The following is a 21,113-nucleotide window of genomic DNA, read 5'->3' as shown; positions in this document are numbered from 1 at the left end:
GATTCACGCTTCCTGTGTCGCGTCGTCGGAGTCGAAGCCGTTGAGCGCCATGCTGATCAGGCTCTCGGTGTCCATCGTGTCGATCGATTCCTGCTCTTCGTCCGCGTCTTCCGACGGTGGTGCGCCGGCGCCGCCGAGTTCGAGGATCACGTCCATCAACCCCGCCTCACGCAGCCGGCTGAGCGGGATGGCCTGCAGGATCCGCCTGATCTGCTCCTCTCCGGTCTCGTGCTCACCGCCGGTGCCCGGTTCGGGGGACAGCTCCGTTCCGAGGTGCTCCGCCAGGGCCACGGCGTTCGGGTAGTCGAACACCAGGGTCGGCGGCAGGCGCAGCCCGGTGGCCGCGTTGAGCCGGTTGCGGAACTCCACCGCGGTGAGCGAGTCGAAGCCCAGCTCGCTGAAGGCCCGCTCGGGCTCGATCGCGTCGGATCCGCTGTGGCCGAGGATCGCGGCCACGTGAGTGACCACCAGGTCCAGCAGTACCGCTCCGCGCTCGTCCGCGTCGAGTCCGGTGAGTCGCCGGAGCAGGGTGTCGGCATCGACCTCACCAGCAGAACTACGGCGGCGCACCACAGGCACCAGACTCCGATAGATCGGCGGCAACTCCTCCCCCGCCTGACCCAGAACCTTCAGATCCAACCGCACCGGCACCACCGCCGCCGCATCCAACCCGACCGCGGCATCGAACAACGACAAACCCTGCTCAACCGACAGCGCACCGACCCCGATACGACCCATCCGCTGCAACTCCACCTCACCCAGCGAACCCGCCATACCACCACCCTGCGCCCACAACCCCCAAGCCAGCGACTGACCCGCCAACCCCCGCGCCCGCCGATGCACCGCCAACGCATCCAGATAAGCATTCGCCGCCGCGTAATTACCCTGACCCGCGTTACCCAGCACCCCCGCCACCGAGGAGAACACCACGAACGCCGACAGATCCATCCCCGCCGTCAACTCGTGCAGGTTCCACGCCGCATCCACCTTCGGCCGCAACACCACATCCATCCGCTCCGGCGTCAACGACCCGACCATCCCGTCATCCAGCACGCCCGCGGTGTGCACCACCCCGCCCAACTCCCGGCCCGCCAGCAACCCCGCGAGCGCCTCCCGATCAGCCACGTCACACGCGGCGACCGTGACCTCGGCACCCAGCCCGGCCAGCTCCCGCACCAGACCCGATGCCCCGGGCGCATCCAACCCCCGCCGGCTCACCAGCAGCAGCTCCCGCACCCCGTGCTCCACCACCAGATGCCGGGCCACGACCGCACCGAGCGCGCCGGTGCCGCCGGTGACCAGGACGGTGCCCTCGGGGCCGAAGGCGGTGGCGGGTGTGCCCTCTTCCGCCCGCGCCGACGCCCGGGCGAGCCGTACGGCATGCACCACGCCCCCGCGGATCGCGACCTGCGGCTCACCGGAGGCCATGATCGCGGCGACGTCCGGCTCGGCGTCGAGGTCGGCCAGCAGCAGCCGGCCCGGGTTCTCCAGTTGCGCGGCCCGCACCAGACCCCACACCGCCGCACCGGCCAGATCACTCACATCCTCACCCGGCAGCGCCACCGCACCCCGGGTCAGCACCAGCAACCGCGAAGCAGCGAACCGCTCCTCCGCCAGCCACTCCTGAAGCACACCCAGCACCCGATGCGCCTCGGCATGCACCCCGGCCGCATCCCTGGCCCCATCCCCGGCCGGCCCGCACTCCAGCACCAGCACCTCCGGCACCTCCGTACCCGGCGCCTCCCAGAAGGCCCACGACACCGGCACCGATGACACCGGTCCCCGGGTCGGCGCCCAGGTCACCTCGAACAGCCAGTCGTGGGCCGCGGTTCCAGCCGCCGCCAGTTGTTCGACGGACACCGGCCGGGAGACCAGCGAGCCGACCGACAGCACCGGACGGCCCGCCGTGTCGGCCACCGCCAGCCCGATGGACTCCGGTCCGGAACGGGAGATCCGCACCCGGACCGCCGACGCGCCCGCCGCGTGCAGGGTCACCCCGGTCCAGGCGAACGGGAGTACCGCGGGGCCGTCACCCGCGCCCTCGACGAGCACCGCGTGCATCGCGGCGTCCAGCAGAGCGGGGTGCAGCCCGAAGCGGGCCGCGTCCTCATGTGCCTCCTCGGGCAGGACCACCTCGGCGAACACGTCGTCGGCCGAGGTCCAGGCCGCCTTCAGCCCCTGGAAGATCGGGCCGTAGCCGTACCCCCGTCCCCGCAGGACCTCGTAGGCGTCCGTCACGTCCACCGGGGTCGCACCCGCCGGGGGCCACGCGGTCAGGTCGGCCCGGGGCTCGGGGGCGCCGGGCGCGAGCACACCCTCGGCGTGCAGGGTCCACGGCGCCGACTCCTCGCCGCGGGAGTGGACCGTCAGCCGTCGTGTGCCGGAGTCGTCGGCGGCACCGACCGCCACCTGGAGCTGGACCGCGCCGCGGGCGGGCACCACCAGCGGTGCCTGGAGCGTCAGCTCCTCGATCACCTCGCAGCCGACCTGGTCACCGGCCCGGATCGCCAGGTCCACGAAGCCGGTGCCGGGGAAGACGATCGTCTCGCCCACCTTGTGGTCGGCCAGCCAGGGATGCGTCGCCACCGACAGCCGGCCGGTGAACACCGTCCCGCCGCTGTCTGCCAGCGTCACCGCCGCACCGAGCAGCGGGTGGTCGGCCGCGCTCAGCCCGGCGGACGTGACGTCGCCCACCGCGCGCTGCGCGTCCAGCCAGAACCTCTGCCGCTGGAAGGCGTAGGTGGGCAGTTCCACCCGGCGTGCGCCGCTCCCGGTGAAGAACGCCTCCCAGTTCACCGGCACGCCGTTCGCGTACAGCCGGGAGATCGCCACGACCAGCTCGTGCTCCTCGGAGCGGTCGCGCCGCGTGGCGGGGACGAACAGCGCGCCGACGTCGTCACCGACGCAGCCGTGGCCCATCGCGCTCAGCACGCCGTCGGGGCCCAGCTCCAGGAAGCGGGTCACGCCCCGGTCGGTCAGCCACCGCACACCGTCGGCGAAGCGGACCGCCTCACGCACGTGCCGCACCCAGTAGTCCGCGTCCTGCGTCTCGGCCAGGCCGCCGGTCAGGTTCGAGACCACCGGGATCCGGGGCACGCCGTACGAGAGCCCTTCGGCGACCTGCCGGAACTCGGCCAGCATCGGCTCCATCAGCACCGAGTGGAACGCGTGCGAGACCCGCAGCCGGGTGGTCTTGCGGCCCTCGGCGGTCAGCCGTGCCGCGATCTCCTCGACCACGTCCGCCACCCCGGACACGACCACCGAGCGCGGCCCGTTCACCGCCGCGATACTCACCCGCTCGGTCACCAGCGGCAGGACCTCCTCCTCGGTCGCCTGCACCGCGATCATCGCGCCCCCCTGCGGAAGCGCCTGCATCAACCGGCCGCGGGCCGCCACCAGGGTGCAGGCGTCCGGCAGGGACAGCACCCCCGCCACATGGGACGCCGCCAACTCCCCGATCGAGTGGCCGGCCAGGTAGTCCGGCCGTACACCCAGCGATTCGACGAGCCGGAACAGCGCGACCTCGACCGCGAACAGCGCGGTCTGGGTGTACGCCGTCTGGTTCAGCAGGTCGGCGTCGTGCCCCCACATCACCTCGCGCAGCGGGAGATCCAGGTGCCCGTCCAGCTCGGCGAGCACCTCGTCCAGCGCGTCGGCGAACACTGGGAAGGTCTCGTACAGCTCCCGGCCCATGCCCAGCCGCTGCGCGCCCTGACCGGTGAACAGGAACGCCACCGATCCCTTGCCGCGGGCGAGTCCCCGCACCGTGCCGGGCCCGCCCTCGGCCACCTCGGCCAGGCCGTCCAGCAGTCCCTGCCGGTCACCGGCCACCACCACCGCGCGATGCTCCAGCACCGAGCGCGACGTGGCCAGCGAGAGGGCCACATCGGCCAGGCCCAACTCCGGTCGCTGCCCGACGTGGTCGAGCAGCCGCTCCGCCTGCTCACGCAGGGCCTCCGGGGTCTTGCCCGACAGCGCCCACGGCACGAGTGCCCCGTCCGCGGACGGCTGCGGCACCGGCTCGGTGGCCTCCGGCCCGGCGGGGGCCTCCTCCACGATCACGTGGGCGTTGGTGCCGCTCAGCCCGAAGGAGGAGATGCCCGCCCGCCGGGGGTGGCCGTTCCTGGGCCACCCGACCGGCTCCCTGAGCAGCTCGACCGCGCCGGAGGCCCAGTCCACCTGGGTGGACGGCTCGTCCACGTGCAGGGTGCGGGGCAGCGTGCCGTACCGGATGGCCTGGACCATCTTGATGATGCCCGCCACCCCGGCCGCCGCCTGGGTGTGACCCATGTTCGACTTGATCGAGCCCAGCCGGAGCGGCCGGTCTTCGGGCCGGTCCTGCCCGTAGGTCGCCAGCAGCGCCTGCGCCTCGATCGGGTCACCCAGCTTCGTCCCGGTGCCGTGCGCCTCCACCGCGTCCACGTCGGCGGAAGTGAGTCCGGCGTTGGCGAGGGCCTGGCGGATCACCCGCTGCTGCGACGGACCGCTGGGCGCGGTCATGCCGTTGCTCGCGCCGTCCTGGTTGACGGCCGAACCGCGGACCACGGCGAGTACGGTGTGGCCGTTGCGCTCCGCGTCCGACAGCCGTTCCAGGACCAGCATGCCGACGCCCTCGGAGCAGCCGGTGCCGTCGGCCGCGGCGGCGAACGACTTGCACCGGCCGTCTGCGGCGAGACCGCGCTGGGTGCTGAAGTAGACGAACATGTCCGGCGTGGACATGACGGTCACGCCGCCGGCCAGCGCCAGCGAGCACTCGCCCAACCGCAGCGCCTGCGACGCCATGTGCAGCGCCACCAGGGAGGAGGAGCAGGCCGTGTCCACCGAGACGGACGGGCCCTCCAGCCCGAGCGTGTAGGAGACCCGGCCGGTGACCAGGCTGCCCGCACTGGTACTGCCGGCTTCCCTGCCCAGGCCGTAGTCGTGGTACATCACCCCGGCGAACACGCCGGTCCTGCTGCCCTTCAGCGCGGCCGGGTCGATGCCGGCCCGCTCGATCGCCTCCCAGGACGTCTCCAGCAGCAACCGCTGCTGCGGGTCCATGTACAGCGCCTCACCCGGGCTGATCCCGAAGAAGCCCGGATCGAACTCCGCCGCGTCGTAGAGGAACCCGCCCTCACGCGCGTAGGTCCTGCCCGCCGCCCCGGGCTCGGGGTCGTAGACCGCCTCGTCCCAGCCGCGGTCGGCGGGAAACTCCGAGATAGCGTCCACACCGCCGTCCACCAGCCGCCACAGGTCCTCGGGCGTCGCGATCCCGCCCGGGTAACGGCAGGCCATCCCCACGATCGCGATCGCGTCGTCGTCCACCGGGGTCCGTACGGTGGCCACGGTCTCCACCGTCCGCACCGTGCCGGTGAAGGCGGCGCCGAGGTGATCGGCCACCGCCTCGGAGCTCGGGTAGTCGAAGACCAGCGTCGCGGGCAGCCGCAGACCGGTCGCCTCGTTGAGCCGGTTGCGCAGCTCCACGGCGGTCAGCGAGTCGAACCCGAGCTCCTGGAACGCGCGGTCCGACTCGACCGCCTCTATCGAGGCGTGCCCGAGCACCGCCGCCACCTGCCTGCGGACCAGGTCCAGCAGCACACGGGCGCGCTCGTCCTCACCCAGTCCCGCGAGCCGTCGCTCCAACTCGCCGCCGCCGGCCGCGGCACCCGCCCGCGCCACCTGGCGGGACGGCAGCCGCACCAGGCCGCGCAGCAGCGCCGGTATCGCGTCGGTTCTCGTACGCAGCGCCGCCGGGTCGATGCGGATCGGCGCGAGCGCGGCCTCTCCTGAGGCCAGTGCCGCGTCGAACAGGGCAAGACCTTCCTCTCCGGTGAACGCGGGGAGCCCCTGACGCTTCATCCGCGCGAGGTCGGCCTCGCTCAGCCAGCGGCTCAGGCCGGTGCCGACGCCCCAGAGGCCGAAGGCCATCGCGGTCGCGGGCAACCCCGACGCCCTGCGATGCGCCGCCAACCCATCCAGGAACACATTCGCCGCCGCGTAATTACCCTGCCCCGCGGCCAGCACCAGACCACCCGCCGAAGAGAACAACACGAACGCCGACAACCCCAGATCCGCCGTCAACTCATGCAGATGCCACGCCGCGTCCGCCTTCGGCGCCAGCACCGCATCCAACCGCTCCACCGTCAACGCACCGACCAACCCGTTGTCAGCCACCCCCGCCGCATGCACCACACCGGTCAACGAACCAATCCCCGCCAGCAACTCCGCAAGCGCCTCCCGGTCCGCCACATCACACGCCGCGACCGTGACCTCGGCACCCAACCCGGACAGCTCCCGCTGCAACTCCACCGCACCCGGAGCACCCAGCCCCCGACGACTGGTCAGCACCAACTCCCGCACCCCGTGCTCCACCACCAGATGACGAGCCACCAAAGCACCCAGACCACCCGTACCACCCGTGACCAGCACCGCACCCGTCCCCCAGTCCGGGACCGCCGCCGTCACCGCCACCCTGCTCAGACGCGGCACCCGCACCTCACCCCGGCGCACCGCCAGCTCGGGCTCCCCCGAGCCGGCGATCCGGGGCAGGACCCGGGCGGAGTCCTCCGTCCCGTCGACGTCGACGAGCACGATCCGGCCGGGGTTCTCCGCCTGAGCCGCACGGACCAGACCCCACACCGGCGCCTGCCGCACATCGACGTCCTCGTCCGGCTCCACCGCGACCGCACCCCGGGTCACCACCACCAACCGCGAAGCAGCAAACCGCTCCTCGGCCAGCCAGCCCTGGATCGCCGCCAGCGCGTGACCGCCCACCGTGCGCACATCGGACAGGACCTCACCTGACGGGGCGACGCACTCGGCGACCACCACGTCCGGCACCGGATGTCCCGCGCCGACCGCCTCGCCCAGTGCCGCCATGTCGGCGAGCACCGTGATCTCGTCACCGAGGCCGAGCCCGCCGGGCCCCACCGCGACCCAGACGTCTTCCACGGCCTCCTGCGGGGACAGCGCGGGGACCTCGATCCAGTCCACCTTGAACAGCGACTGGCTCCGGCCGTCCCGCGTGGCGGTGAGTTGCTCGGCCGAGACCTGCCTGGACACCAGCGAGCCGATCGACAGGACCGGCCGGCCGGTGCCGTCGGCCACCTCCATCGAGAGGCTGTCCGGTCCGGCGGGGATGTTGCGCACACGCAGTTCGGTGGCGCCGACGGCGTGCAGGGCGACCGCGTTCCACACGAAGGGGAGCACGGTCTCGCCGTCGCGGCGGCCGTCGTCGTCGAACAGGCCCACGTGCATGGCCGCGTCGAGCAGGGCGGGATGCAGCCCGAACCGCCCGGCGTCCGCCCGTGCGTTCTCGGGCAGGGCCACCTCGGCGTACAGTTCGTCGCCGCGCCGCCAGGCCGCCTTCAGTCCCTGGAACGTCGGACCGTAGCCGTAGTCCTGGGCGAGCAGGACGTCGTAGGCGCCCTCCAGGTCGATCGCGGTGGCACCCTCCGGCGGCCAGGCGGTCAGGTCGAACCCCGGAGTCAGAGCGCCGGTGGCGAGCAGGCCCTCGGCGTGCAACGTCCACGGCAGATCCGCCTCGTCGTCCCTGCGGGAGTGGATGGTCACGGTTCGCGCACCCGAGCCGTCGTCGGAGCCGACGGCCACCCGCACCTGCACGCCGCCGCGCTCGGGCAGCACCAGTGGCGCCTGGAGGGTGAGCTCCTCCAGCACCTCGCAGCCGACGTGGTCACCCGCGTGGATGGCCAGCTCCACGTGGCCGGTGCCGGGGAAGACGACGGTCTCGCCCACCTTGTGGTCGGCCAGCCAGGGATGCGTCGCGAGCGACAGCCGGCCGGTGAAGGCCACTCCGTCGGACTCCGGCGAGGCCAGCACCGCGGCCAGCAGCGGGTGCTCCACCGAGCCGAGCCCGATGGACGCCGGATCCCCGCCGCCCGTGGCCTCCGGCAGCCAGAAGTGCTCGCGCTGGAAGGCGTAGGTGGGCAGGTCGATCCCAGTGACGGCGGCTCCGGAGAAGAAGGCCTTCCAGTCGAGCGCGATGCCACGGGCATAGGCCCGGCCCAGCGCCGAAAGCAGCTCACGCCGCTCGTCACGGCCCCGACGCAGCACGGAGACGAACGCCATACCGTCCTCATCGGCGACGCCACCGGCGGCCATCGCCGACAGCACCGCATCCGGACCCAGCTCGACGAACGTCACAGCCCCGCGCTCCGCCAGCCACGCCACCCGATCGGTGAACCGGACCGCGTCACGGACATGCCGCACCCAGTACTCCGGGTCCCGCACCTCGGCCAACGCCACCGGGATCGCGGGCGGGTGGTAGGTCAACCCTTCGGCCACCGCCCGGAACTCGGCCAGCATCGGCTCCATCAGAACCGAATGGAACGCGTGGGAGACCTTCAGCCGGGTCGTCTTACGGCCCTCGGCGGTGAACCGGGCGGCGATCTCCACCACCGCGTCCTCCACCCCCGACACCACCACCGACCGCGGACCGTTCACCGCCGCGACACTCACCCGCCCGGCGAACCCAACCCCCGAGACGACCGCCGACTGCGGACCGTTGGCCGCCACGGTGCTCACCCGCCCGGCAGCCTCCGCCACCGGACCCGCCTCGCCATCGATCAGCGCGAGCACTTCCTCCTCGGTCGCCTGAATCGCGACCATCGCCCCACCCGCCGGGAGCGCCTGCATCAACCGGCCCCGAGCCGCCACCAACCGAGCCGCATCCGGCAGAGACAACACCCCGGCCACATGCGCCGCCGCCAACTCCCCGATCGAATGCCCCGCCAGGTAGTCCGGCCGCACGCCCAGCGATTCGACGAGCCGGAACAGCGCCACCTCAACCGCGAACGTCGCCGTCTGGGTATAGACGGTCTGGTTCAGCAGCTCAGCGTCGGCGCCCCACATCACCGTACGCAGCGGGACATCCAACAGCGGATCAAGCTCGGCCAGCACCGCGTCCAACGCGTCGGCGAACACCGGGAAGGCCGCATACAACTCCCGGCCCATACCGAGCCGTTGGGCACCCTGACCGGTGAACAGGAACGCGAGCCGACCCGACCGGACCGAGTCCTGGACCACACCCTCACCCGCCGACACCCCGGTGGACCCCTCGGCCAACACCGCCAGAGCATCCAGCATCGCCGTACGATCCTCGCCCAGCAGCACCGCCCGATACTCCAACGCCGCACGGGTCGTGACGAGCGCAGAACCCACCGCCGCCAGCCGGTCCTCCGGCAACGACTCCACATGGGAACGGAGCTTCCCCGCCTGTGCCCGCAACGCCTGCGGCGACTTACCCGACACCACCCACGGCCCGAACGACCCGTCCGTGACAGGCAACTCGGGAGCCTCGACCGCCGGCGCCTCCTCCACGATCACATGCGCATTGGTGCCACTGATACCGAACGAGGAGACTGCCGCCCGCCGAGGACGGCCGGTCTCCGGCCAGGAGACCGGCTCGGCCAGCAGCCGCACGTTGCCCGCCGACCAGTCCACCTGCGGCGTCGGCTCGTCCAGGTGCAGGGTCTTGGGGAGCAGGCCGTTCCGGATGGCCTGGACCATCTTGATCACACCGGCCACGCCCGCCGCCGCCTGCGCGTGTCCCATGTTCGACTTGATCGACCCCAGCCAGAGCGGCCGGTCCTCCGGGCGGTCCTGCCCGTAGGTGGCGATGACGGCCTGCGCCTCGATCGGGTCGCCGAGCGTCGTCCCGGTGCCGTGCGCCTCCACCGCGTCCACGTCCGCCGTGGTGAGCCCCGCGTTGGCGAGGGCCTGGCGGATCACCCGCTGCTGGGAGGGGCCGTTCGGCGCGGACATGCCGTTGCTCGCGCCGTCCTGGTTGACCGCCGTGCTCCGGACGATCGCCAGGACCGGGTGGCCGTTGCGCCGCGCGTCCGACAGGCGCTCCACCAGCAGCAGGCCCGCGCCCTCCGCCCAGCCCGTGCCGTCGGCGGAGGCGGCGAACGACTTGCACCGGCCGTCGGCGGCGAGGCCGCGCTGGCGGCTGAACTCGACGAACATGTCCGGCGTGCCCATCACGGCCACGCCGCCCGCGAGGGCCAGCTCACACTCACCCGTGCGCAGCGCCTGGATGGCCAGGTGCAGTGCCACCAGCGAGGACGAGCAGGCCGTGTCCACCGAGACGGACGGGCCCTCCAGCCCGAGCGTGTAGGAGACCCGGCCGGACACCAGACTGCCGCCGCTGGTGGTGCCGGCCTCCTTGCCCAGGCCGTAGTCGTGGTACATCACCCCGGCGAACACGCCGGTCCTGCTGCCCTTCAGCGCGGCCGGGTCGATGCCGGCCCGCTCGATCGCCTCCCAGGACGTCTCCAGCAGCAACCGCTGCTGCGGGTCCATGTACAGCGCATCGTTGGGGCTGATCCCGAAGAAGCCCGGGTCGAAGTACGCCGCGTCGTAGAGGAACCCGCCCTCGCAGGCGTAGGACTTGCCCTCGATGCCGGGTTCGGGGTCGTAGACGCCGTCGACGTCCCAGTCCCGGTCGGTGGGGAAGCCGGAGACGGCGTCCACCCCGTCGGCCACCAGCCGCCACAGCTCCTCGGGGGTGGTGACCCCGCCCGGGTAACGGCAGGCCATGCCGACGATGGCGATCGGGTCGTCGTCCACCGGGGTCCGTACGGCGACGGCGGCCGAGACGCCGCTCGCCGTCCCGGACAGGGTGGCGCCGATGTGGTCGGCCACCGCCTGGGAGCTCGGGTAGTCGAAGATCAGCGTCGCCGGCAGCCGCAGGCCGGTCGCCGTGTTGAGCCCGTTGCGCAGTTCCACGGCGGTCAGCGAGTCGAACCCGAGCTCCTTGAAGGCGCGATCTGACTCGACCGCATCCGTGGAAGCGTGCCCGAGCACCGCCGCCACCTGGCCGCGCACCAGGTCCAGCAGCACCCGGGCACGCTCGTCCTCATCCAGCCCCGCAAGCCGGCGTTCCAGCTCGCCGCCGCCACTGCCACTGGCTGCGGCGCTCGCCCGCGCCACCTGCCGTGCGGGCAGCCGTACCAGGCCGCGCAGCAGGGCGGGGAGCTCGTCGCCCCGGTTGCGCAGGAGCGAGGTGTCCACCCGTAGGGGCACCAGGGCCGCATGCTCCGCCCCCACTGCGGCGTCGAACATGGCCAGGCCCTCTTCCGCGGGGAGCGCGGGCAGGCCCAGGCGCCGCATCCGCTCCTCCGCCTCGGTGAGAAGCTGGGTCAGCCCGGTCTCGACGCCCCAGAGGCCGAAGGCCATCGCGGTCGCGGGCAACCCCGACGCCCTGCGATGCGCCGCCAACCCATCCAGGAACACATTCGCCGCCGCGTAATTACCCTGCCCCGCGGCCAGCACCAGACCACCCGCCGAAGAGAACAACACGAACGCCGACAACCCCAGATCCGCCGTCAACTCATGCAAATGCCACGCCGCGTCCGCCTTCGGCGCCAGCACCGCATCCAACCGCTCCGCCGTCAACGCACCGACCAACCCGTTGTCAGCCACCCCCGCCGCATGCACCACACCGGTCAAAGAACCAATCCCCGCCACCAGCGCGGCCACCGCATCCCGGTCCGCCACATCACACGCCACCACCGTGACCTCGGCACCCAACCCGGACAGCTCCCGCTGCAACTCCACCGCACCCGGAGCACCCAGCCCCCGACGACTGGTCAGCACCAACTCCCGCACCCCGTGCTCCACCACCAGATGACGAGCCACCAAAGCACCCAGACCACCCGTACCACCCGTGACCAGCACCGCACCCGAGGGATCCCACACCGGGACCGCCTCCGTCACCGCCACCCTGGTCAGACGCGGCACCCGCACCTCACCCCGGCGCACCGCCGCCTCGGACTCGCCCAGAGCGATCACCCCGGGCAGCGCCCGCGCGGACTCCTCCGTCCCGTCGACGTCCACCAGCACGAACCGGCCCGGATTCTCCGCCTGAGCCGCACGCACCAGACCCCACACCGGCGCCTGCCGCACATCGACGTCATCCCCGTCATCCACCGCGACCGCACCCCGGGTCACCACCACCAACCGCGAAGCAGCAAACCGCTCCTCAGCCAGCCAGCCCTGGATCGCCGCCAGCGCGTGACCACCCACCGTGCGCACATCGGACAGAACCTCACCCGACGGCGCAGCACACTCCACAACCACCACCCCGGGCACCACACCACCCAGCGAGGACAGCTCCTCACCCGCCCCGACCACGACCCAGCCATCCACCTGAGCCGTGGGTGCGGGCAGACCGGTCGGTGCGGACCACTCGATCCTGAACAGGGACTCGTGGCGCCGTGCGGAGTCGAGTTGCTCGACTGACACGGGGCGGCCCACCAGGCGGTCGACCGACAGCACCGGCCAGCCGGTCGCGTCCGCGACGGTCAGCGCGATGTCGCCCTCTCCCACGGACGCGATGCGGACCCGCAGCTCCGAGGCGCCGGCCGCGTACAACGACACCCCGTTCCACACGAAGGGCAGGACGGTCTCACCGCCCCGGCGGCCATCGTCGTCGAAGAGGGCGGCGTGCATGGCCGCGTCGAGCAGGGCGGGGTGCAGCCCGAACCGGGCGGCGTCCTCGTGCGCCTGCTCGGGCAGCGCCACCTCGGCGAACACCTCTTCACCGCGCCGCCAGGCGGCCTTGAGCCCCTGGAAGGCCGGGCCGTAGCCGTAGCCCTGGCCGTGCAGGAAGTCGTAGGCGTCCGTCACATTCAGCGGGGTCGAGCCCTCCGGAGGCCAGACGGCCAGATCGGCCTGCGGCTCCGTGGCACCGGTCGCGAGCACACCCTCGGCGTGCAACGTCCACGGCAGGTCCGACTCGTCGTCGCCCCGGGAGTAGACGCTGACCGAACGCCTGCCGGAGGTGTCCGGCGCGTCCACGATCACCTGCACCTGCCTGCCGACCGGCGCCGTCAACACCAGCGGCGCACGCAGCGCCAGCTCCTCGAGGACGTCGCAGCCGACGTGGTCGCCCGCACGGATCGCCAGCTCCACGAAGCCGGTACCCGGCAGGAGCACGCTGCCGAGCACGTCGTGGTCGGCGATCCACGACTGGACGTCGAGCGACAGCCTGCCGGTGAACACCACCTTGTCCGAGTCCGGCGAGGTCACCACGGCACCGAGAAGCGGGTGGGCGACCGCTTCGAGCCCGGCCGAAGCCACGTTGCCGGCGTCCTCACCGAACCACGAGCTGATCAGGTAATCCCGGGCGTCCAGCCAGTACGGCTGGCGCTGGAAGGCGTAAGTGGGCAGGTCGATCCGGCGTGCCCCACTCCCGGCGAAGAACGCCCGCCAGTCCACCCGCGTGCCGTGGACGTGCAGCCGGGCGAGTCCGCCGACGAGCATCCGGGCCTCATCACGGTCACGGCGCAGGGCGGGGACGAAGGTCACGCCCTCGTCGTCGGTGACGCAGTCGGCGGCCATCGCCGACAGCACCGCGTCCGGACCCAGCTCGACGAACGTCGTGACACCGGAGGACTCCAGCCACGCCACCCGATCGGTGAACCGGACCGCATCCCGGACGTGCCGCACCCAGTACTCCGAGTCCCGCACCTCCGCCAACGCGATCGGGACCGTCGGCGGGTGATAGGTCAACCCTTCGGCCACCGCCCGGAACTCCGCCAGCATCGGCTCCATCAACACCGAATGGAACGCGTGGGACACCTTCAACCGGGTCGTCTTACGGCCTTCGGCGGTGAACCGGGCGGCGATCTCCACCACCGCGTCCTCCACCCCCGACACCACCACCGACCGCGGACCGTTCACCGCCGCGACACTCACCCGCCCGGCAAACTCAACCCCCGAAACGACCACCGGTTGCGGACCGTTAGCAGTCGTGGCACTCACCCGCCCGGCAGCCTCCACCCCCGGACCCGCCCCGCCATCGATCAGGGCGAACACTTCCTCCTCGGTCGCCTGAATCGCGACCATCGCCCCACCCGCCGGGAGCGCCTGCATCAACCGGCCCCGCGCCGCCACCAGCGCGCACGCATCCGACAGAGACAACACCCCCGCGACATGCGCCGCGGCCAACTCCCCGATCGAATGCCCGGCCAGGTAGTCCGGCCGCACCCCCCACGATTCGACGAGCCGGAACAGCGCCACCTCGACCGCGAACGTCGCCGTCTGAGTGAACACCGTCTGATTCAGCAACTCGACGTCGGCGCCCCACATCACCTCACGCAGCGGAACATCCAACAGCGGATCAAGCTCGGCCAGCACCGCGTCCAACGCCTGCGCGAACACTGGGAAGGCCGCGTACAACTCCCGGCCCATCCCCAACCGCTGCGCACCCTGACCGGTGAACAGGAACGCCGTAGAACCCTTGGCCCGCGCCAACCCCCGCACCACACCCGGACCATCACCGGCCACCGCCGCCAGACCATCCAGCAACTCCTGCCGATCACCGGCCACCACCACCGCCCGCTGCTCCAACGCAACACGGGTCGTGGCCAGCGAGAAGGCGACGTCCGTCAGGCTCAGCTCAGAGCTCTGGCCGATGTGCTCCAGCAGCCGTACGGCCTGCTCCCGCAGCGCCTCGGGGGTCTTGCCGGACAGCACCCACGGCAGAGGCGCACCGTCGGCGGACTGAGGAGGCTCAGGCTCGTCCTCGGCCGGAGGCTGCTCCAGGATCACGTGGGCGTTGGTGCCGCTCAGCCCGAACGACGAGATGCCCGCCCGCCGGGGGTGACCGTTCCGCGACCACTCGACCGCCTCGGTCAGCAGCTTCACGTTCCCCGCCGACCAGTCCACCTGCGGCGTCGGCTCGTCCACGTGCAACGTCCTGGGCAGCACCCCATGACGCATGGCCATGACCATCTTGATGATCCCGGCCACACCCGCCGCCGCCTGGGTGTGACCCATGTTCGACTTGATCGACCCCAGCCAGAGCGGCCGGTCTTCGGGCCGGTCCTGACCGTAGGTCGCCAGCAGCGCCTGCGCCTCGATCGGATCGCCCAGCGTGGTGCCCGTACCGTGCGCCTCCACCGCGTCCACACCCGCCGACGTGAGTCCGGCGTTGGCGAGGGCCTGACGGATCACCCGCTGCTGTGACGGGCCGTTCGGGGCGGTCAGCCCGTTGGACGCGCCGTCCTGGTTCACCGCGCTGCCCTTGACGATCGCGAACACCGGGTGCCCGTTGCGGCGGGCGTCCGACAGCCGCTCCACCAGCAGCATGCCGACGCCCTCGCCCCAGCTCGTGCCGTCGGTCGAGGCGGCGAACGACTTCGCGCGGCCGTCGGGCGAGAGTCCGCGCTGCCGGCTGAACTCGACGAACACCTCGGGGCTCGCCATGACGGCCACGCCACCGGCCAGCGCCAGCGAGCACTCGCCCGAGCGCAGCGCCTGGATGGCCAGGTGCAGTGCCACCAATGAGGACGAGCAGGCCGTGTCCACCGAGACGGAAGGCCCTTCGAGCCCGAACACGTACGACACCCGGCCGGACGCGATCGCGCCCGTGCTGCTGTTGGCCGCGTAGTCGTGGTACATCATCCCGGCGAACACGCCGGTGGTACTGCCCTTCAGGGTCGCCGGGTCGATGCCCGCCCGCTCGAACGCCTCCCAGGAGGTCTCCAGCAGCAACCGCTGCTGCGGGTCCATGACCAGGGCCTCGTTCGGGCTGATCCCGAAGAAGGCGGGGTCGAACTCGTCCGCGTCGTGCAGGAAGCCGCCCTCACGCGTGTAGCTCGTGTTGGGACGTTCCGCGGTCGGGTCGTAGAGCTGCTCGACGTCCCATCCGCGGTTCACCGGGAACTCGGAGATCGCGTCCACCCCGCCGGCCACCAGCCGCCACAGGTCCTCCGGGGACGTGACCCCGCCCGGATAACGGCAGGCCATGCCCACGATCGCGATCGGTTCGTCGGTCGCGGTCGTGGTCGCGGTGACCACCGCGGCCCGCACCTCCGCACCCGATACCTGGCTGAGCAGGAAGTTCGCCAGGACCACCGGCGCCGGGTAGTCGAACACCAGGGTCGGCGGCAGGCGCAGCCCGGTGGCCGCGTTGAGCTGGTTGCGGAACTCCACCGCGGTGAGCGAGTCGAAGCCCAGCTCGCTGAAGGCCCGCTCGGCCTCCACCGTCTCCGGCCCCGCGTGCCCGAGGACCGCGGCCACCTGGATCAGCACCAGCTCCAGCAGCGCCGCCTCCCACTCCTCCTCGGGGAGGGCCGCGAGCTTCTGCCGCAGGGCGCTCGGCCCGGCCTGACCCGGCTGGCCGGCCACGCTGCGCCGCCGTACGGAGGGGACCAGGGCGTGGAACAGCTTGGGCAGGTGCTCGCCCTGCGCGCGCAGCGCGGCGAGGTTGAGTTTGGCGGGGACCACCACGGACGCGCCCACGCCCGGGGCAGCGTCGAACAGCGCCAGGCCCTCATCGGTGGGCAGGGGGATCACGCCACCCTGGGAGATCCTCGACCGGTCACCGGCCGACAGCGTGTGCGCCATTCCTCCACCGGCCTGTGCCCACAGGCCCCAGGCCAGCGATTGACCCGCCAACCCCCGCGCCCGCCGGTGTACGGCCAGCGCGTCCAGGTAGGCGTTCGCCGCCGCGTAGTTACCCTGGCCGGCGTTGCCCAGCACACCTGTCAGCGAGGAGAACACCACGAACGCTGACAGATCCATTCCCGCGGTCAGCTCGTGCAGGTTCCACGCCGCGTCCACCTTCGGCCGCAACACCGCGGCCACCCGCTCCGGCGTCAGCGACCCGACCACTCCGTCATCCAGCACGCCCGCGGTGTGCACCACCCCGCCCAACTCCACCCCCGCCAGCAACCCCGCGAGCGCCTCCCGATCAGCCACGTCACACGCGGCGACCGTGACCTCGGCACCCAGCCCGGCCAGCTCCCGCACCAGACCCGACGCCCCGGGCGCATCCAGACCCCGCCGGCTGACCAGCAGCAGCTCCCGCACCCCGTGCTCCACCACCAGATGCCGGGCCACCAGAGCACCCAGACCACCCGTCCCGCCGGTCACCAGCACCCGGCCCGCGAACCGCGACACCGGCCCATCACCCGCCGGCACCGCCCGCACCAACCGCGCACCATGCGTGATGCCCCCACGCACCACGACCTGCGGCTCACCACAGGACACGATCGCGGCGACGTCCGGCTCGGCGTCGAGATCGGCGTCGAGATCGGCCAGCAGCAACCGGCCCGGGTTCTCCAGTTGCGCGGCCCGCACCAGACCCCACACCGCCGCACCGGCCAGATCACCGACATCCTCACCCGGCAGCGCCACCGCACCCCGGGTCAGCACCAGCAACCGCGAAGCGGCGAACCGCTCCTCCGCCAACCACTCCTGAACCACACCCAGCACCCGGACCACCCCGGCATGCACCCCGGCCACATCCCCGGCCGGTCCACACTCCAGCACCACCACCTCCGGCACCAGCCCACCCTCGGCCGACGCCTCCCAGGAGGCCCACGACACCGGCACGGATGGCACCGGCGCCTGCACCGGCGACCACGCCACCTCGAACAACGACTCGGCCGACGACGACCCCACCGCCGCCAGTTGCTCCACCGAGACCGGCCGGAGGGCCAGGGACCGCACGGTGGCCACCGGCCTACCGTCGCCGTCGGCCACGCTCATCGCGAGGCCACCGGCTTCCGAGGGCGACAGCCGTACCCGTGCGGTGGAAGCACCGCTGGCGTGCAGGGTCACCCCCGACCAGGCGAAGGGCAGGACAGCCTGGTCACCGAGCAGTCCGGTGAAGGTCGCGCCGTGGATGCAGGCGTCCAGCAGCGCGGGGTGCAGCCCCAGCCGCTCGGCGTGCGAGACCGCCTGCTCGGGCAGGGCGACCTCGGCGAAGACCTCATCCGAGTCGCCCGACCTCCAGGCCGCCTTCAGCCCCTGGAAGACCGGACCGTAGGTGAGGCCGCCCTCGGCGAAGCCGGCGTAGAGCCCGTCGAGGTCGATCGCGGTCGCGCCGGCGGGCGGCCACGGGACCGGATCGAACGGCACCGCCGCACCACCCGAGGCCAGCACACCCTCAGCATGCAACGTCCACGGAACCGACTCCCCACCACGCGAATGAACCGTCAACCTCCGCGCACCCGACTCCTCAACACCCCCCACCAACACCTGAACCTGAACCCCACCACGCACCGGCACCACCAACGGCGCCCGCAACGTCAACTCCTCCAACACATCACAACCGACCTGATCCCCCGCCCGAATCGCCAACTCGACGAACCCGGTGCCAGGGAACACGACAGCGTTGCCGACCACGTGGTCGGCCAGCCACGGATGAGTCGCCAGCGACAACCGGCCGGTGAGCACCACCCCGTCAGAATCGGCCAGCATCACGGCGGCGCCGAGCAACGGATGATCGGCCGAGGTCAGGCCCGCCGCTGTCACATCTCCAGCCTTGGACGGCGCGTCCAGCCAGAACCGCTGCCGCTGGAAGGCGTAGGTGGGCAGCTCGACCTGCTCGGCCCCGCTCCCGGCGAAGATCGTCTGCCAGTTCACGGCCACGCCGTCCGCGTGCAGCCGGGCGAGCGCGGTGAGCAGTTCGGGCTCCTCGTCGCGATTACGGCGCAGCACCGACACGGAGGTCACGTCCTCGCCGGTCACACAGCCGGCGGCCATCGCCGAGAGCACCGCGTCCGGACCCAGCTCGACGAACGTCGTGACACCGGAGGACTCCAGCCACGCCACCCGATCGGTGAACCGGACCGCGTCACGGACGTGCCGCACCCAGTACTCCGGATCCTGCACCTCCGCCAGAGCGATCGGGACCGTCGGCGGGTGGTAGGTCAACCCTTCGGCCACCGCCCGGAACTCGGCCAGCATCGGCTCCATCAGAACCGAGTGGAACGCATGGGACACCTTCAGCCGGGTGGTCTTACGGCCTTCGGCGGTGAACCGGGCGGCGATCTCCACCACCGCGTCCTCCACCCCCGACACCACCACCGACCGCGGACCGTTCACCGCCGCGACACTCACCCGCCCGGCAAACTCAACCCCCGAAACGACCACCGGTTGCGGACCGTTAGCAGTCGTGGCACTCACCCGCCCGGCAGCCTCCACCCCCGGACCCGCCCCGCCATCGATCAGCGCGAACACTTCCTCCTCGGTCGCCTGAATCGCGACCATCGCCCCACCCGCCGGCAACGCCTGCATCAACCGGCCCCGCGCCGCCACCAGCGCGCACGCATCCGACAGCGACAGCACCCCCGCCACATGGGACGCCGCCAACTCCCCGATCGAATGCCCCGCCAGATAATCCGGCCGCACCCCCCACGACTCGAACAGCCGGAACAGCGCCACCTCGACCGCGAACGTCGCCGTCTGAGTGAACACCGTCTGATTCAGCAACTCCGCGTCGGCGCCCCACATCACCTCACGCAGCGGAACATCCAACAGCGGATCAAGCTCGGCCAGCACCGCATCCAACGCGTCGGCGAACACCGGGAAGGCCGCATACAACTCCCGGCCCATCCCCAACCGCTGCGCACCCTGACCGGTGAACAGGAACGCCGTCGAACCGGTCGTGGCCACCCCACGCACCACACCCGGACCATCCTCGGCCACTGCCGCCAGACCATCCAGCAGCTCCTGCCGATCACCGCCCATCACCACCGCACGGTGCTCCAGCGCCGCCCGGCCCGTCGCCAGCGAGAACCCGACGTCGAGGGGGCGGAGCTCCGGTCGCTGCTCCAGGTGCGCCAGCAGCCGTCCGGCCTGGGCGCGCAGGCCCGCGGCGCTCCGCCCGGAGACGAGCCAGGGCAGCGGCGCACCGGCCGATCGGCCCGCCGGGACTACGGGTGCATCCGTCTCCTCCGTCGGAGCGTCGTCCTCGACGACCTCTTCGATGATCACGTGCGCGTTGGTGCCGCTGACGCCGAACGACGAGACACCCGCGCGGCGCGGGTGGTCGTTCTCCGGCCACGGGACCGCCTCGGTCAGCAGCTTCACGCTCCCCGCCGACCAGTCGACGTGCGAGGAGGGTGTCTCGGCATGGAGCGTCTTCGGCAGCACCCCGTGGCGGATGGCCATGACCATCTTGATGATCCCGCCGACGCCCGCCGCGGCCTGGGCGTGGCCGATGTTCGACTTGATGGAGCCCAGCCAGAGCGGCCGGTCCGCCGGCCGGTCCTGGCCGTAGGTGGCCAGCAGCGCCTGCGCCTCAATCGGGTCGCCCAGCGTCGTTCCGGTGCCGTGCCCCTCGACCGCGTCGATCTGCCCGGCGGGCACGCGCGCGTTGGCGAGGGCCTGGCGGATCACCCGCTGCTGCGACGGACCGTTCGGCGCGGTCAACCCGTTGGACGCGCCGTCCTGGTTGATCGCCGAACCGCGGACCACGGCGAGCACCGGGTGCCCGTTGCGCCGCGCGTCCGAGAGCCGCTCAAGCAGCAGCACCCCGGCTCCCTCCGACCAGCCCGTGCCGTCCGCGTCCTCGGAGAACGCCTTGCAGCGACCGTCGGGGGCCAGTCCGCGCTGGCGGCTGAACGCGACGAACGGCGCCGGGGTGGACATCACCATCACCCCACCGGCCAGGGCCATCGTGCACTCCCGCTGCCGCAGCGCGTGCGCGGCCAGGTGGAGGGCCACCAGGGAGGAGGAGCAGGCGGTGTCCACCGTCACGGCCGGGCCCTGAAGGCCCATTGTGTAGGACACCCGGCCGGAGATCACCGCGGCGGCGCTACCCGTGCTCATGTACGCCTCGGCCTCCGCGGGAGAGGCGTCCATCAGGTCGGCGTAGTCCTGGATGCCGGAACCGGCGAACACCCCGACCTGGCCGCCGCGCATGGAGTCGGGGTCGATGCCCGCCCGCTCGAACGCCTCCCAGGACAGCTCCAGCATGAGGCGCTGCTGCGGGTCGGTCGCGAGGGCCTCGCGCGGACTCATCCCGAAGAAGCCGGGGTCGAAGTCCGCGACACCCTCCACGAACCCGCCCTCGCGCACGTAGCTCGTACCGGACTGGTCCGGGTCGGCGGCGTGCAGCCGTTCGAGATCCCAGCCCCGGTCGGCCGGGAACTCGGAGATCGCGTCCACCCCGCCGGCCACCAACCGCCACAGATCCTCCGGGGACGTGACCCCGCCCGGATAGCGGCAGCTCATCGCGACGATCGCGATCGGCTCCAGATCCTCGCTCTCCACCTCACGCAGTCGCCGCCGAGTCTGGTGGAGGTCCGCGGTGACCTTCTTCAAATAATCGAGGAGCTTCTCGTCGTTCGCCATGTCAGCTCACGAGGTCC

The 21,113-nt window shown here is 72.0% G+C and carries 1 protein-coding gene; it reads right to left on the bottom strand.

Features of this window, described 5'->3' with window-relative positions; all coding sequences use genetic code 11:
* Positions 1-3 precede the first annotated feature (3 nt).
* Complete coding sequence (locus OHA77_RS28910; RefSeq protein WP_406312547.1) at positions 4-21,096, bottom strand: SDR family NAD(P)-dependent oxidoreductase; 21,093 nt, start codon at positions 21,094-21,096, stop codon at positions 4-6.
* Positions 21,097-21,113: the final 17 nt, after the last annotated feature.

Origin of the sequence: Streptosporangium sp. NBC_01639, assembly GCF_045209755.1 — a bacterium.
In the GTDB taxonomy this organism is placed as follows: Bacteria; Actinomycetota; Actinomycetes; order Streptosporangiales; family Streptosporangiaceae; genus Streptosporangium.
Note: the sequence above shows the minus strand (reverse complement) of the source record. Positions and strands in the feature narration are given on the sequence as shown.

Bases quoted from the DNA above. Each gene is read 5' to 3' on its own strand.
- OHA77_RS28910 (WP_406312547.1), bottom strand. From the start codon at position 21,096: ATGGCGAACGACGAGAAGCTCCTCGATTATTTGAAGAAGGTCACCGCG.